Annotated in this window: 13 protein-coding genes; 7 read left to right on the plus strand and 6 right to left on the minus strand. The window is 70.0% G+C overall.

The features are described from left to right. The 3 genes from ACIBI9_RS45090 to ACIBI9_RS45100 are packed head-to-tail and all read left to right on the plus strand — an operon-like array spanning nt 1 to nt 4,612. Complete coding sequence (locus tag ACIBI9_RS45090) at nt 1-840, plus strand: ABC transporter permease (protein WP_397232192.1); 840 nt, start codon at nt 1-3, stop codon at nt 838-840. Continuing rightward, entirely contained in the window at nt 837-2,906 is a 2,070-nt protein-coding gene (locus ACIBI9_RS45095) for a dipeptide ABC transporter ATP-binding protein (RefSeq protein WP_397232194.1), read from the plus strand. Before ACIBI9_RS45090 ends, ACIBI9_RS45095 begins: the two co-directional genes overlap by 4 nt. Then, nucleotides 2,903-4,612, plus strand: a complete 1,710-nt coding sequence (locus tag ACIBI9_RS45100; protein ID WP_397232196.1) for an ABC transporter family substrate-binding protein — start codon at nt 2,903-2,905, stop codon at nt 4,610-4,612. Before ACIBI9_RS45095 ends, ACIBI9_RS45100 begins: the two co-directional genes overlap by 4 nt. 51 nt (nt 4,613-4,663) lie before the next feature. On the opposite strand, the gene ACIBI9_RS45105 is transcribed toward ACIBI9_RS45100, so the two are convergent. Together ACIBI9_RS45105 and ACIBI9_RS45110 are read right to left on the minus strand one after the other, a co-directional pair. Beyond that, nucleotides 4,664-5,500: an NAD(P)H-binding protein gene (locus tag ACIBI9_RS45105; RefSeq protein ID WP_397232198.1), complete on the minus strand. Its 837-nt coding sequence runs from the start codon at nt 5,498-5,500 to the stop codon at nt 4,664-4,666. Continuing rightward, nucleotides 5,497-6,534, minus strand: coding sequence for a saccharopine dehydrogenase NADP-binding domain-containing protein (locus tag ACIBI9_RS45110; protein ID WP_397232200.1), 1,038 nt, complete (start codon nt 6,532-6,534; stop codon nt 5,497-5,499). The genes ACIBI9_RS45105 and ACIBI9_RS45110 overlap by 4 nt, the downstream gene beginning before the upstream one ends. 84 nt (nt 6,535-6,618) lie before the next feature. Here ACIBI9_RS45110 and ACIBI9_RS45115 point away from each other — a divergent pair, with 84 nt between their 5' ends. Next, nucleotides 6,619-7,209 carry a TetR/AcrR family transcriptional regulator gene (locus ACIBI9_RS45115; protein WP_397232202.1) on the plus strand — a complete coding sequence of 197 codons (591 nt, stop codon included), beginning with the start codon at nt 6,619-6,621 and terminating at the stop codon, nt 7,207-7,209. Here ACIBI9_RS45115 and ACIBI9_RS45120 read toward each other — a convergent pair whose 3' ends face one another. From ACIBI9_RS45120 to ACIBI9_RS45130, 3 genes are all read right to left on the minus strand, one after another. Next, nucleotides 7,210-7,635 carry a peptidase inhibitor family I36 protein gene (locus ACIBI9_RS45120; RefSeq protein ID WP_397232204.1) on the minus strand — a complete coding sequence of 142 codons (426 nt, stop codon included), beginning with the start codon at nt 7,633-7,635 and terminating at the stop codon, nt 7,210-7,212. 120 nt (nt 7,636-7,755) lie between these two features. After that, nucleotides 7,756-9,867, minus strand: a complete 2,112-nt coding sequence (locus ACIBI9_RS45125) for a right-handed parallel beta-helix repeat-containing protein (RefSeq protein ID WP_397232206.1) — start codon at nt 9,865-9,867, stop codon at nt 7,756-7,758. A gap of 102 nt (nt 9,868-9,969) precedes the next feature. Beyond that, nucleotides 9,970-10,548 (minus strand): TetR/AcrR family transcriptional regulator, encoded by a 579-nt coding sequence (locus ACIBI9_RS45130; RefSeq protein WP_397232220.1) that lies wholly within the window; start codon nt 10,546-10,548, stop codon nt 9,970-9,972. 112 nt (nt 10,549-10,660) lie between these two features. Here ACIBI9_RS45130 and ACIBI9_RS45135 point away from each other — a divergent pair, with 112 nt between their 5' ends. Further along, a complete protein-coding gene (locus ACIBI9_RS45135) occupies nt 10,661-11,068 on the plus strand; it encodes a nuclear transport factor 2 family protein (RefSeq protein WP_397232208.1) in 408 nt (135 codons plus the stop codon). 125 nt (nt 11,069-11,193) lie between these two features. Then, nucleotides 11,194-13,632, plus strand: coding sequence for a glycoside hydrolase family 3 N-terminal domain-containing protein (locus tag ACIBI9_RS45140; RefSeq protein WP_397232210.1), 2,439 nt, complete (start codon nt 11,194-11,196; stop codon nt 13,630-13,632). Nucleotides 13,633-13,661: 29 nt separating this feature from the next. Here the strand turns inward: ACIBI9_RS45140 and ACIBI9_RS45145 are convergent, their stop codons facing one another. Further along, entirely contained in the window at nt 13,662-14,183 is a 522-nt protein-coding gene (locus ACIBI9_RS45145; protein ID WP_397232212.1) for a snapalysin family zinc-dependent metalloprotease, read from the minus strand. Between the two features lie 160 nt (nt 14,184-14,343). On the opposite strand from ACIBI9_RS45145, the gene ACIBI9_RS45150 reads away from it, so the two are divergent. Then, on the plus strand, nt 14,344-15,577 hold a 1,234-nt coding region (locus ACIBI9_RS45150), incomplete at its 3' end, for an ABC transporter ATP-binding protein (RefSeq protein WP_397232214.1).

The raw sequence follows: 15,577 nt of genomic DNA on the forward strand, positions 1-15,577 counted from the left end.
ATGCGTTCGAAAGTCGTCCTCAGACGCCTGTTCCGCAACAAGCAGGCGCGTTACGGCATAGCGGCCCTGCTCCTCCTGGTCCTGCTGGCGTACGTCGGCCCCTACTTCGGCTCGTACGACTGGACCGACAAGGACTTCATGGCCTTCATGTCGGCCCCCGACGCCGATCACTGGTGGGGCACCACCTCGATCGGCCAGGACATGTACGCGGTCACGCTCCGCGGCATGCAGAAGTCGATCATCATCGGCCTGCTGGTCGCGCTGATCGCCACCGGCCTCGCGGCGGTCGTGGGAGCGTTCGCCGGATATTTCGGCGGCTGGATCGACAGGGCGCTCATGTGGGGAGTCGACCTGCTGCTGGTCCTCCCGAGCTTCCTGATCATCGCGATCGTCTCGCCGAGGCTGAAGGACGCCTCCTGGCTGTGGTTCGTGCTGCTGCTCGCCGCGTTCTCCTGGATGATCACCTCCCGGGTGGTGCGGAGCATGACGCTCGCGCTCCGCGAGCGGGAGTACGTCCTGGCCGCCGTCTACATGGGCATCCCGCGCTGGAAGATCATCTTCCGGCACATCGTCCCCAACCTGTCCTCCTTGCTGATCATCGACGCCACGCTCAACGTCAGTGGCGCGATCATCGGCGAGGCGGCGCTGTCCTTCTTCGGCTTCGGCATCCAGCCGCCGGACGTCTCGCTCGGCACGCTGATCGCGGAGGGCTCGCGCAACGCCACCGGTTACCCCTGGCTGTTCGTCTTCCCGGCCGGCCTGCTGGTGGCCATGGTGCTCGCCGTGAACCTGATCGGCGACGGCCTGCGTGACGCACTCGACCCGGGGAGCAACTCGTGAGCATCTTGGAGGTCAAGGACCTCACCGTCACCTTCCCCGGCGGCATCGAGGCCGTGCGCGGCGTCAGCTACGAGGTCGAGCGCGGCGAGGTGCTCGGCATCGTCGGCGAGTCCGGCTCCGGCAAGTCCGTGACCTCGCTCGCCGTCATGGGCCTGCTGCCGCGCAACGCCGCGGTCAGCGGCTCGGTCAAGCTGCACGACCGCGAGTTGCTCGGCATGGACGAGGACGAGCTGATCAAGGTGCGCGGCAAGGCGATCAGCATGATCTTCCAGGATCCGCTGTCGGCGTTCACGCCCGTCTACACGATCGGCGACCAGATCGCCGAGGCCGTGCGCGTCCACCAGAAGGTGGCCAAGGACAAGGCGGCCAAGCAGGCCGTCGAGCTGCTCGACCTGGTCGGCATCCCGAACCCGGGCCTGCGGGCCAAGGCGTTCCCGCACGAGTTCTCGGGCGGCATGCGCCAGCGGGCGATGATCGCCATGGCCATCGCCAACGACCCCGACCTGCTGATCTGCGACGAGCCGACGACCGCGCTCGACGTGACCATCCAGGCGCAGGTGCTGGAGGTGCTCAAGACCGCGCAGCGGGAGACGGGCGCCGGCATCGTGATGATCACCCATGACCTGGGCGTCATCGCGGGCATGGCCGACCGGGTGCTGGTCATGTACGCCGGCCGGCCGGTCGAGCAGGGACCGGTGGACGACATCTACTACCGGCCGCGCATGCCGTACACGATGGGTCTGCTCGCCTCGATCCCCAGGATCGACGGCGAGGAGGGGCCGCTCGTCCCCATCGAGGGCAACCCGCCCTCGCCGTCGGCGCTGCCGCCCGGCTGTCCCTTCGCGCCGCGCTGCCCGATGAAGGTGGACATGTGCGACGACGAGGAGCCGCCGCTGACGCCGTTCGGCGGCGGTCGCCACGTGGCGTGCATCCGCTCGCACGAGATCGAGCACAAGGGCCTGACCGGGGCCGACGTGTTCCCCGTGCCGGTCATCCCGCCGAGCGACGTCGTACGCGTGCCGCGCGCCGAGCGCGACACGGTGCTCGAGCTCGACGACATGATCAGGCACTACCCGCTGATGAAGGGCGCGGTCTTCAAGCGCCGCGTCGGCACCGTGTTCGCGGTGGACGGCATCAGCTTCGACATCGCCGAGGGTGAGACGCTGGCCCTGGTCGGCGAGTCCGGCTGCGGCAAGACCACCACGCTCCAGCAGATCATGCAGCTCCAGCCGCCGCAGGGCGGGCGGGTCGTCGTGCTCGGCAAGGACAGCGCCAAGATCGACGCCGGGGCTCGTAAGGCGCTCAGGCGCGACCTGCAGATCGTCTTCCAGGACCCGATGGCCGCCCTCGATCCGCGCATGCCGGTCAGCGCGATCATCGCCGAGCCGCTGCGCGCGCACGGCCGGAAGGACGTGAACGCCCGGGTCGCCGAGCTGCTGCAACTGGTCGGGCTGTCGCCGGAGCACGCCGACCGCTATCCGCAGCAGTTCTCCGGCGGCCAGCGCCAGCGCATCGGCATCGCCCGGGCGCTCGCGCTGGAGCCGAAGCTGCTGGTGCTGGACGAGCCGGTGTCGGCGCTCGACGTCTCCATCCAGGCAGGTGTGATCAACCTGCTGGAGGAGCTGAAGAACCGGCTGGGGCTGTCGTACCTGTTCGTGGCCCACGACCTGGCCGTGGTCAGGCACCTGGCCGACCGGGTCGCCGTCATGTACCTCGGCAGGATCGCCGAGATCGGCACGGTCGAGAACGTCTACGACCACCCGGCCCACCCCTACACGCAGGCGCTGCTGTCGGCGATCCCGCTGCCGGACCCCGAAATGGAGCGAACCCGGAAGCGGATCCTGCTCGAAGGCGACCTGCCCAGCCCGGCCGACCCGCCATCGGGATGCCGGTTCCGTACTCGCTGCCCCAAGTTCGCCCTGCTCAGCGAGGCGGAGCGACGGCGGTGTGTGGACGAAGAGCCCTCGGTTGCTCGGCTCGCGAACGCCGTTGACCACGGCGCCGCCTGCCACTACGCGGAGGAGATCGAGGTCATCACGGCCTCGGACGATCAGGAGGAAAAGTGAAGGTTCGTTACCGTGCGGCTGCGGGCATCGCGGTCCTGGCCATGGCCGTCGCGGCCTGTGGCGGAGGTGGCGGTGCAGCCAAGAAGCCGAGCGCCGAGCAGTCGCAGCAGGCTCAGCAGCAGATGGCGGAGACCCCGTCGATCAGCATCAACCCGGTCGCCTACGACCAGGTCAAGGACGGCGGCACGCTGACCCTCCCCATCGGGCAGTGGCCCACCCAGTGGAACGTCAACCACGTCGACGGCAACCAGGCCGACACCGCGGACATGCTCGACCCGATCATGCCGCAGCTGATGGTGTCCGACGACAAGGCCAACTTCACGCCGAACCCGGACTACGTGACCGACGTGAAGAACGACATGTCGTCGGGCAAGCAGGTCGTGACCTACACGCTCAACGACAAGGCCAACTGGTCGGACGGCACGCCGATCACGTGGAAGGACCTCGAGGCCGCGTGGAAGATCAACAACGGTAAGGACAAGAAGTTCAAGCCGGCCTCCACGGACGGCTGGGACAAGATCGAGTCGGTCACCAAGGGTGACTCCGACAAGGTCGCCATCGTCACCTTCGCCAAGCTGTACCTGGAGTGGCAGGGTCTGTTCAACCGGACCACCAACCACCTTCTCCCCGCCTCGCACGTGCTCGACCCGGACAAGTACGAGAACGACTACAAGCAGAAGATCCCGGTCACCGCAGGTCCCTTCAAGGTGGAGAAGATCGACGAGGGCACCAAGACGCTCACCCTCGTGCGTGACGACAAGTGGTGGGGCAAGAAGGCCAAGCTCGACAAGGTCATCTTCCGGACGATCGACCCCACCGCCGCGGTGAACGCCTTCGCCAACGGCGAGCTCGACGCCACGGACATCCTGGCCGGCGCCCCCGCCGACCTGAAGCGCGTCAAGGAAGTCCCCAACTCGGACATCCGCAAGGCGCTCAGCCCCAACTGGCGGCACATCACGGTCAACAACCAGAGCGCGATCCTGAAGGACAAGTCCGTCCGCCAGGCCGTCGCGTACGCGATCAACCGTGACGTGATCACGCAGTCGGACCTGAAGGACATGGACTGGCCGCTGCAGACGCTCGGCAACCACGTCTTCATGAACAACCACAAGGCCTACGTCGACAACTCCGGCGACATCGGCAAGTACAACCTGGACAAGGCCAAGCAGCTGCTCGACGCGGCCGGCTGGAAGCAGGAAGGCGACTACCGCAAGAAGGACGGCAAGGAGTTCGACCTGACCTTCGTCATCCCGACGGACACCCCCGTCGCGAAGACGGAGGGCGAGCTCACGCAGGCCATGCTCAAGGAGGCCGGGATCAAGGTCACGGTCCGCCCGGTCCCCGTCGACAAGTTCTTCACCGACTACATCATCAAGGGCGACTTCGACCTGGTGCCGTTCACCTGGATCGGCACGCCGCTGCCGCTCGGCGGCCTGCCGCAGATCTACAAGACCGGCTCCGAGAGCAACTTCCCCAAGAGCAACGACCCTGAGCTCGACAAGGCCATCGAGGCCGTGGGGAACGAGACGGACCAGACCAAGGCGAACGAGCTGGCGAACGCCGCCGACAAGATGATCTGGGACCTGGTGCACACCATCCCGCTGTACCAGCGTCCGGAGATCTGGGCGACGAAGAAGACGCTCGCCAACTTCGGCGCGCGCGGCTACAAGTACTACGACTGGACGGCGGTCGGCTACACCGGCTGATCCTCGCCCGCACGGAACCCCCGGCCGCTCCTCGGCCGGGGGTTTCCCCGTTTATCCGGCGTACTCCCGCAGCGTCATGGGCGGGCGGCCGCCGTAGCGCTCGATGCTCTCGGTGACCCGGAAGAGCGGGTGGTCGCCGGAGCCGATGAGGCGGAAGATGGCCCACAGGTGCGTCAGGTGCTCGACCGTGTACGGATCGCCGTAGACGCCCATCGCCCGCGCCTCCCACTCCGCGGGCGGCAGATCGGCGTACGACAGCCCGAGCTCGTCCGCCGCCTCGCCGATCGTCGCCATCTGCCCGGTCACCAGGCACACCGGGTCGGCGGGCCCGGGGTCGAGCAGGAGCCCGGCGGCGACCCTGGCCACGTCCTCGCCCGCGACCAGCGGGATCCGCGTGTCGCGCGGCCCCAGCGGGAGTGCCAGCGTGCCGCCCGAGGCGGCGACGGACAGGTTCTCGAAGAAGACCGCGGCCCGCAGGTGCACCGCGCCCACCCCGGCCCAGTCGAACACCTGCTCCGCCACCCAGTGCCGGCGCATCCGCGGCGTGAGGGCCTCAGGGGACGCGTCGAGCTGCGACACCTCGACGACCCGCGCCACCCCCTCCTCCCTGGCCGCGGCGGCGAACACGCCGGTGGCGTCCAGCAGGCCCGCCGTCACCGGATACGTGAAGAACGCCCTGCTGATCCCGCGCATGGCGGGCCGCACCGACGTGATCTCCCTGAGGTCGCCGACCACCACCTCGGCCCCGAGCTTGCGCAGCTCCTCGGCCCGGTGGTCGTCGGAGTGCACGAAGGCGCGCACCGCCTCGCCGCGCTCCAGCAGCAGGTTCGTGACGTGCCGGCCGGTCGAGCCCTGCGGGCCGCCGGCCGCGCCCGTGACCAGGATCATCGTGCCCCCTTGTCCGGAAGGGTGAGGGTGAACAGGCCGAGCCGCTCCAGGTCGCGCAGGAACGGCTCCGCCGGGAACGCTTCGGCCGGGCCGTACACGCCGGGGCTCCCCGGGTCCGCGGCCAGGCGGACGGCGGCCTCCACCGAGGTCAGCGCGCTCATGCGCCACAGGTCACGCCCGCTGACCTGCCCGGCCCTGCCGCCGTCCGCGGTGATCACCTGCGCGGCGACCGTGAACGCGGAGCCCGCCCGGGTCTCGGCGTCCGCGTCCTCGCTGGTGAACACCTGCTCCTCCTGGAACGTGTCCGCCGTGAGCTGCGCCTCGACCCTTCGCGTGCGTACGTGCCTGGGGACGGTGACGACCTCGGAGAACGGCACGGGGGCGATCATCGTGCGCGGGCCGAGCGGCGGCGGGAACGGGAAGACGGCGTTGCGCGGCTCGACGTAGCCGACGTGCTGCTCGCCGTCGGTGTAGGTGATGCGCCGGGTGTCGGCGAACAGCAGCTCGGCGGTCGCCTTTGCCCCCGTGGTCAGCCGCCAGCCGGACACCGCGTAGGCGGTGATCACCCGTTCGGCGTCCGTCAGGCCGTCGGCCACGGCGGCGGCGAGCAGGTCGCCCGTCCCGCCGTAGAAGCTCATCGCCGTGACCATGGTGATGCCCGCTCTCCCCGCGGGCTCCTGCATGGCATCGAACATCCACTTCGTGTGGTGCTGTTCCAGGGCATGGTCCACGTAGTGGCAGCCGCCCTCGGCCGCCGCCGTGGCGACGGCCTTGCCGGTGTGCGTGAACGGGCCCGCGCAGTGGATCAGCACGGTCGCCTGCTCCGCGAGCGCGCGTAACGCGGCGGGGTCGTCCAGCGGGGCCTGGTGCACGGGAGCCCCGCCGAGCTCGTCGGACAGGGCCTTGAGCGCTCCGCTGTCGCGGCCGGCCAGGATGACCTCCTTGCCGCGGGCGCGGAGCTCCGCCGCGACCAGGCGCCCGGTATGGCCGGTGGCGCCGTAGACGGCGATGCGCGGTGAGGACGAAGGGGACACGACTCATCTCCATGTTTCATACTGGCGGTACGTAACTGTTCTTCGAAGTTACGTACCGCCAGTATGCAAGTCAATGGGAGCACGATGATCCGCCGTACCCAGGCAGAGCGATCGGACGAGACGACGGGGCGGCTGGTGCGGGCCGCGCGGGAGCTGTTCGGGGCCCATGGTTACGCGCTCACGTCGATCGACGCGGTGGCCGCCGCGGCCGGGGTGACCAAGGGGGCGGCCTATCACCACTTCGACGGAAAAGTCGCACTATTTCGGGCGGCGTTCGTGGGGGAACAAGAGGAGGTCGCCGCCGCGCTGGAGCAGGCGGCCCTGTCGGCGCCCGACCCCTGGGCGGCGCTGCGGCGCGGCTGCCGCACCTTCCTGGAACGCTGCCTCGATCCAGGGTTCCGGCAGATCGTCCTGCTCGACGGGCCGTCGGTGCTGGGGTGGGAGACGGTCCGCGAGATCGAGTACGCCCACGCGCTACGAGTCCTACTCGCCGGCCTCCACCTGGCAACAGCGGCCGAACAGCCGGCCAACGGCGACCTGGCCATGCGCGCGCAGCTCGTCTTCGGCGCGTTGTGTGAAGGCGGCATGCTGCTGGCCCGCTCCGCCGACCCGGCGGCCGACCTGCCGCGGCTCGCCGCGGAGGCCGACCGCTTCCTGGCGGCACTCAGGCCATGATCAGCCGTGCGAGTCGTTCTGTGCCGCCTTGACGGTCGCTCCCTCAGGGGGGAAGCACGACGGGCCGTTCGGGCCGTCGAAACGGACGGAGTTGAAGAAGTCGCGGAACGGGGTGTAGAAGTTGCCCTTCCCGCCGGCCGAGGTCACGGCCGAGCAACCGCCGTAGTTCGCCTCCGAGTAGAGGTGGATGGTCGAGCCCGTGCGGTTCCAGTCGGACTTGGCGCGGTCGGCCATGTTGAGTGCGGCCAGGTCCGGGGTGTTGCTCTGGATCTGGACGATGTCGCCGGTGCCGTCCAGGCCGGAGAACAGGCAGTAGTAGTTGGCGGGGCAGCGGTCATAGCCTTCGGCCGCCTGCGCGGGAACGGCCGTCAGCGCCAGGGCTGCGGCGGCGACCGGTAATGCCAGAATGTGAAGCTTCTTGCCCAACGTTCCTCCATGGGTGAAACTTTCTTTCGGGTCGAACATACAGGGCCGGATCTTGTCAGGAAAGAGGGTCGAACAACGCCGCCGCCGGGCTCGTGGTGGGCCCGGCGGCGGGAGCGGGAGCTAGAGGCGGGCGCCTACGTCGGTGCCGGTTTTGGGGCGGAGGAAGGTGGAGGAGGGGATGGAGCCGTCGGGGCGGCGGGGGCCGGTCAGGGTGGAGGGGTCGGTGCTGGCCAGGGCGCTGTCGTCCCAGGTGCCGCCGAGGTCCCAAGAGTTGCCGCTGCCCGACGACGACGAGCCCAGGTCGACCGCCTTGGCGTTGGTGGCGGCCAGGTTGCGGGTGAGGGTGCCGTCGGCGTCGGCGAGGTCGAAGCCGGTCCCGCCGTTGCGCCAGGCCGTGTTGCGGGTCAGCGACAGCGCCCCGGGATTGGCGTTGTCGATGAACCCGCCCACCGCGTTCCGGAAGGCCATGCTGTTGCTGACGACGTGCGCGGCCGGCAGGTCCTCGTCCCCGCCGCCCAGCTTGAAGCCGTTGCCGTCACCGGTGTAGTCGGGCAGGTTCCAGCGGTTGAAGCCGTTGCCGTACGTGACGCTGTTCTCGATGCGGATCGGCGACAGGAACTCCCACGCGTCGAACCCGTCGTCGGAGTTGTTCCACAGCCGGGCCCCGCGCACCACGTTCCCGGTGCCGCTGCCTTCCTTGATGGCCAGGCCGTCGGCGCTCTCGCCGTTCTTGCGCGGGTCGCGGTTGCCGTGGCTGTCCAGGTTCTGGATGAGGTTGTTGCCGGAGGCGGCCTGGATGTGCAGGCCGGACTCGTAGTTGTCGCGGGTGACGAGCCGGTCGAAGACGTTGTTGTTGCAGCCCCGGCAGAAGATCCCGTACGGGCCGTTGGCGATCTCCAGGCCGGTGATGCGCCAGTAGGAGGCCTCCATGTGGATGGCTCCGCGCTGCGCGTTGGGGATGCTGCCGCCGACCGGGGCCGGTGTGTTGGGTAGGGCCTCGCCGTCGATCAGGACCCGTTCCGTGCCGTACGCGGCCAGCGTGATGGGGCTGGTCGAGGTGCCGCTCTTCATGATCTGGATGTTGGACGTGAGCGCGTACGTGCCGCCGCGTACGGAGATGACCGTGCCGGGCTGGGCGAGGTCGACGGCCCGCTGGACGGTGGCGAGCGGGCGGTCGAGGGTGCCCGGGTTGGCGTCGTTCCCGTTGGTGGCGACGTAGAGCTGGGTCGCCGCGGCGGTCGCCGCCATGGGGGTGATCTTGCCGTAGCCCGCCCCGGCCCGGACCGCCACCGGGACGTTCTGCGGCGGGTCGACCGTGTAGCCGTAGTACGTGCCCGGCTCGACGACAGATCCGGCGGTCTCGGGTGCGCCGGAGTTCACGAAGACGTTGTTGCGCTGGACTGCCCTGCCGGGGCCGCTGTCGCCGTACCCGCTGGCCGAGTAGAGCGGGTGCGCCACGTTCTCGAAGTAGTTGCCCTCGACGACGGCCCCGGCGTTCTCGGTGGAGGCCACGCCGTACAGCTCGTTGCCCAGGAAGTAGTTGTTGTAGACGTGCACCGGCTCCCCGAACCTGATGCGCGGGTGCCGCTGGCGGCTGTGGTCGAAGAAGTTGTGGTGGATGGTCACCTTGAGGTGGCCGACGTCCGTGCCGGCGGCGCCGTCGGAGTGGCTGATCAGCATGGACTTGTCGGAATGGTCGAAGTGGTTCCAGGAGACGGTGACGTAGTCGGCGCCCCTGACGATGTCCACGGACCCGTCCACCGCGCCGGAGAACGTGTTGTGGTCGATCCAGATGTGGTGGGACTGCTGGCCGATGTTGACCGCGTCGTCCTCGGCGTTCGTGAAGCGCAGGTTGCGCACGATCACGTTGTACGAGCGGTAGAAGTCCAGGCCGCCGCCGGTGATGTGGCCGGCGCTGCCGACGCCGACGATGGTCTTGTTGGGCCGCACCCCCTGCTTGCTGGTGATCGAGATCGTGCCCGACACCTGGATGACCAGGGGTTCGAGGCTGTCGATGTACTCGAGGAACTGATCGGCGTTCGTGGCGGTGACGGTCCTGCCGCCGGCGCCGCCGGTGGTGCCGTTCTGGCCGAGGGCGTTGACGGCCGCGAAACCGGTCGGCCCGTCGGCGGCCACCGCCTGCGCGGGAACGGCCCGCATCGACGGTACGGCGATCGCGGCCGCCACGAGGACGGCCGTCCAGCGTGGGGCGCGTAACGAGGTGAAGGGCATGGTGCTCTCCGTCTGCCGGGTGCCTCCAAAGGTCGCTGGAAAGCGCTTTCCTTCGCGTATTATCTGCACAACCTCACAGGCGGTAAAGCCGCGATGAAAGTTTCACGCCGCCCCCATCGCCCGGAGGCCGTGGATGAACAGCTCCAGGTGGCGCCGGGCGAGCGCGCGCTCGGCCTCGTCCGGGAGCGGCCCGGGGAGGGGGCGGGCGATCCGTACGAGCATGGTCGTGATGTCCATGAACGTGACGCCCTCCGGCAGCGTGCCCGCCGCGTGGGCGTCGGAGATCATCCGGCGTATGGTGCGGGCGGACTCCTCGCGTACGGGTGCCAGCAGCGGGTCGTTGGCCGGGTCCACCGCGTCGAGCAGGGCCGGGAGCACGGCCGAGACGCGCAGTTCGAGCGCCGCGCGCAGGTAGCGTGCCAGCGCCTCGAACGGGTCGCGCTCCTCCTCGGCCGCAGCTTTGGCCGCCGCGGCCGTCCTGGTCAGGGCGTCGAGCGCGACCGCGCGGAGCAGGGCGTCGCGGTCGGGGAAGCGGCGGTAGAGCGTGGCGCTGCCGACCCCGGCGCGGCGGGCGATGTCGTCTAGCGGGACGTCGGGGCCGCGCTCGGCGACCATGTCGCGGGCGGCGAGCAGGATCTGCTCCAGGTTGCGCCGCGCGTCGGCCCGCATGGGCTTGGTCATCACACTTACCAGCATATGGGGGAAAACTCCCCGGTTGGGGTTGTGTCGATCGCCGGTCCCGTGCCAGATTTGTAAGTGGGGATTCTTTCCCCGGTTAAGAGAGGGGTAGGGCATGAGCAGCCAGGAGCAGGTTCTCGACCTCGTCCGCCGCTGGGCGCGGGCCGAGTTCGACGGTGACGCGGACGCGTTCGGCGACCTCCTCGGCGAGGACTTCGCGGGAATCGGTCCCGTGGGGTTCAAGCTGGACAAGCGGCAGTGGGCAGACCGGCACCGGGGTGACCTGAAGAACCACCACTTCGAGATCCTCGACCCGCAGGTGCGCCTTCACGGCGACACCGCGATCGTGGGTGGCGTGCAGGAGCAGCGCACTTCGGTCAGGGGGCACGAGGTCAACGACTCGTTCCGGCTGACCCTGGTCGCCGTCAAGCAGGGCGAGCGCTGGGTGATCGCCAACATCCAGCTCAGCGGCCCGCTCCAGGACCCGTCCGCGCCGCCGCCGTTCGCCCGTAAGCAGGGGTGAAACTTTCACCTCGTTTCCGCTGTTGAGGGTCGCGGGTGCGGGTTGGGCGCTGGGCGGCGGCGCCGGCGTGTCCTAGAGTTGTGGGAGCGCTCCCAACCACGGCTCCCACAACCTCTGGACGTGCCATGAGCAGCAGACAGTGGGCGATCAGGGCGGCCGTGCCGCTGCTCGTCGCCGCCGGACTGGTCGTTCCCCAGGCGCCCGCTGCGTCCTGGTATGGGGCCGCCCCCTACCAGGACCCGAGCCTGCCGGTGCCCACCCGGGTGGCCGACCTCATGTCCAGGATGTCGCTGGACGAGAAGCTCGGCCAGATGACCCAGGCCGAACGCGGCTCGGTCAGCAACTCCGACGTCACCACGTACCGGCTCGGCTCCGTGCTGTCAGGCGGCGGCTCGGCGCCGTCGCCCAACACGGCCGCGTCCTGGGCGGACATGTACGACGGGTTCCAGAACGCGGCCCTGGCCACGCCGCTCGGCGTCCCCATCCTCTACGGGGCGGACGCCGTGCACGGCCACAACAATGTCGTCGGCGCCACGATCTTCCCGCACAACATCGGCCTCGGCGCCACCCGGGACCCCGCCCTGGTGGAGCGCATCGGCCGGGCGGTGGCCGAGGAGGTGTCGGGCACCGGCGTCGACTGGGACTTCGCCCCCTGCCTGTGCGTGGCCCGCAACGACCGGTGGGGCCGCACGTACGAGTCGTTCGGCGAGACGCCGGAGCTGCCCTCGTCCATGGCCACGATCGTGACGGGCCTGCAGGGCGCCACGCTGAACGGCCCCGCCTCCGTGCTGGCCACCGCCAAGCACTACGTCGGCGACGGCGGCACCTCGGGCGGCGTGGACCAGGGCGACACCCAGCTGTCCGAGGCCGACCTGCGGGCGATCCACCTTCCGCCGTTCAGGGCGGCGGTGGAGCGCGGGGTCGGCTCGGTGATGATCTCGTTCAGCAGCTGGAACGGCGCCAGGCTGCACGGACACCAGTACCTGATCACCACGGTGCTCAAGGGCGAGCTGGGCTTCTCCGGGTTCGTGGTCTCCGACTGGAACGGCATCGACCAGATCGACGGCGCCCCGGGCACGTCCGCGCTCGACGTGCGCACCGCCGTGAACGCGGGCATCGACATGGTGATGGTCCCGACGGCCTGGCGCCAGTTCATCGACCTGCTGCGGGCCGAGGTCCAGGCCGGCCGGGTGACCACGGCCAGGGTCGACGACGCGGTACGGCGCATCCTCACCAAGAAGTTCGAGCTCGGGCTGTTCGAGAAGCCGCTGACGGACCGGTCGTACACCTCGACCGTGGGCAGCGCCGCGCACCGCGCGCTGGCCCGCGAGGCGGTCGCGAAGTCGCAGGTCGTGCTGAAGAACGCCGGGAACGTGCTGCCGCTCGCCCGCGGCGGCAAGATCTTCGTGGCGGGCAGGAGCGCGGACAACATCGGCCACCAGAGCGGCGGCTGGACGATCACCTGGCAGGGCTCGTCCGGCAACATCACTCCCGGCACCACCATCCTGCAGGGCATCAGGAACAGCGCGGGCTCCGGCACGACCGTCACCTACAGCCAGGACGGCACCGGCATCGACTCCTCCTACCGCGTCGCCGTCGCGGTGGTCGGCGAGACGCCGTACGCCGAGGGCCAGGGCGACCGGCCCGGCAGCCTGGGCCTGGACGCCGCGGACCTCAACACCATCGCGAACCTGCGCGCGTCCGGCGTCCCGGTCATCGTGGTGCTGGTCTCCGGTCGTCCCCTCGACATCGCCTCCCAGCTGTCCGGCTGGAACGCGCTGGTCGCCGCCTGGTTGCCGGGCACCGAGGGGCAGGGCGTGGCGGACGTGCTGTTCGGGACCGTCCAGCCGACCGGCAAGCTGCCGGTGACGTGGATGAGCAGCGCGTCCCAGCAGCCGATCAACTCCGGGGACGGGAAGACGCCGCTGTTCCCGTACGGGTTCGGTCTGGGATACGCGCAGGGAGACTCCACCCCGCCCACCGTGCCCGGCACGCCCGCGGCCTCCGCGGTCACCTCCTCGTCCGCGACCCTGACGTGGGCCGCCTCCAGCGACGACGTTGGGGTGACCGGTTACGACGTGGTCCGCGTACAGGGCTCGACGGAGACGACCGTGGCCACGAGCGCGACGGCCTCGGCCACCGTCACGGGGCTGGCGGCGGGCACGTCGTACACCTTCGCCGTGTACGCCAGGGACGCGGCGGGCAACCGCTCGCCGCGCTCGGGAACGGTGAGCGTGACGACGGGCGGCGGCGGTCAGACGGGCGGCTGCACGGCCACCGCGACCGTGCAGAGCCAGTGGAGCACCGGGTACGTCATCCAGGTCACGGTGACCAACACCGGCACCACGCCCCTGACCGGCTGGGGCGTCACCTTCACGCTGCCGCCCGGGCACGCGGTCACCGGGTCGTGGAACGTCACGATGACCATGTCCGGCCAGGCCGTCACCGCCCGCAACGCCGCGCACAACGGCTCGCTCGCACCGGGGGCGAGCACGTCGTTCGGCTTCCAGGGCAGCCGCCCGAACGGTGACACCCGCCTGCCGTCCGGCTACGCCTGCGGGTGACGGCGGCATTCGCCGTCACCCGGGAGTGGTCAGCGGTCGACGTGCAGCCGGTCGAACTCGACCTGCGGCGTGCTGCCGGCGAAGTTGCGGTCGACCTCGGCCCGCTCGGCGGCGCTCGGGTTCGCGTTGGTGCAGCTCACGGGCGCGCTCGACCCCGACATCAGGTCGGAACACAGCCCGGTGCGCCGGTCGGGCAGGCCCAGGATGTGGCCGATCTCGTGGGTGGAGATGCGCAGCGGGCTGTAGCCCTGCCTGGTGGCCTGCCTGCCGATCCAGACCGTGCCGCGGCCCAGGCTGGTGGGCAGCGCGCGCGGCCAGCCGTTGTCGGCGTACACGACGAAGTCGGCGGGCGTGCCCTGGACGAGCCGGACGTTGACGACGCTGGAGTTCCAGATCTGGGCCGCCTGGTTCACCACGGACACGAACTCGGCCGCCCTGCTCGCGTCGTACCTGACGACCCTGACCAGGGCCGCGGCCTGCGCGGGCGCGGTGACCAGGAGGAACGTGAGGCCGAGTAAGAGGGAGAGCGCGAGACGAAGGGGTCTTGGCACGGAGCCTCCTCCGGGAGTTGGGGGTGCCGCCACGGTATGCACGCCCTCCGCTCCCGGAAGAGGTGTCAGATTGCCCCTATCGCGGTGATATGGCGAAGCCTCGGTGGTGGCTTAGCGCAGCCGAAGCAAAACTGTCAGTGGTCGAACGCATACTCAGAGCATGCAGGATGAGCCTCTCGAACTCGGCGAGATCGCCACCCCCACCTGGAATGTTCACAACGACAAGATGGCGGAGGTCGGATTCCTGACCATCGCCAGGCGGCTGCCGTCGCTCGTGGCACAGGCGATGCGCATGTCCTGGGGCGCGAGCCGGCGCGACACCCTGGCCACGATCACGCTCAACCTCCTCGGCGGCGTCTTCACGGCCTTCGGCCTGCTGGCGACCACCGGTGTCCTCACCGCCCTCTTCAGCGAGGGCCCCACCCCCGACCGCGTGATGGCCGCGCTGCCCAGCCTCGCCCTGGTCGGCGGCGCGGCCGTGCTGCGCACGACCGTTCAGGCCGGCGCGGGCTGGGCGGAGTCGCGCCTCACCCCGCAGATCACCCGGCTCACGGAGGAGCGCCTTTACGGGCTGACCAGCCGGGTGGAGCTCGTGGCCTACGACGACCCCGAGTTCCACGACGCCCTCGAACGCGCCAGGGGCCGGGGCGCGGCCGTGGCCGACTTCGTGGTGTCGTCGGCCATCGACGTGGTCACCGCCGCCGTCGGCATCGCGGCCGCGGCCGGCGTGCTCGGCCTGCTCCACCCGGTGCTCCTGCCGCTGCTGCTGCTCGCCGTCCTGCCCGACGCCTGGGCGGCGGTCCGCAGCGCGCGCATGCGCTACTCGACCATGTACGGCCTGATCCCGGCCCGCCGCCGCAAGTGGATCATCGCTGAGCTGCTGGCCGAGCGCGAGGCCGCGGCCGAGGTGCGCTCGTTCACCATGCGCGGCTTCCTGCTGCGCATGTACGACGCCGTGGCCAAGGCCGAGCAGGACGTCCTGCTCCAACTGGCCAGACGCCAGACCGTCGCCCGGCTGGTCGGCGAGGCCCTCGGCGGCGTCGGCACCGCTCTGGTCTACGTCGCCCTCGGCGTGCTCCTGGCGGTGGCCGCGATCCCGCTGGCGGTGGCGGGCACCGCGGTCCTGGCGATCAGATCGGGCCAGAGCTCGCTGAGCAGTCTCCTGTACGCCACCAACCGCCTCTACGAGCAGGGCCTCTACTTCACCGACTTCCTGGAGTTCTGCGAGGACGCCGAGCGCCGCCTGACCCGCCCCCGCCCCGCCGAGGTCCCGGCCGGCTTCGACCACATCACGGCCAACGACATCACCTTCACCTACCCCGGCGCCGAGGAGCCCGCCCTGCGCGAGGTCTCCATCGAGATCAAACGCGGCGAGGTCATCGCCTTCGTCGGCG

This window comes from Nonomuraea sp. NPDC050451, assembly GCF_044458585.1.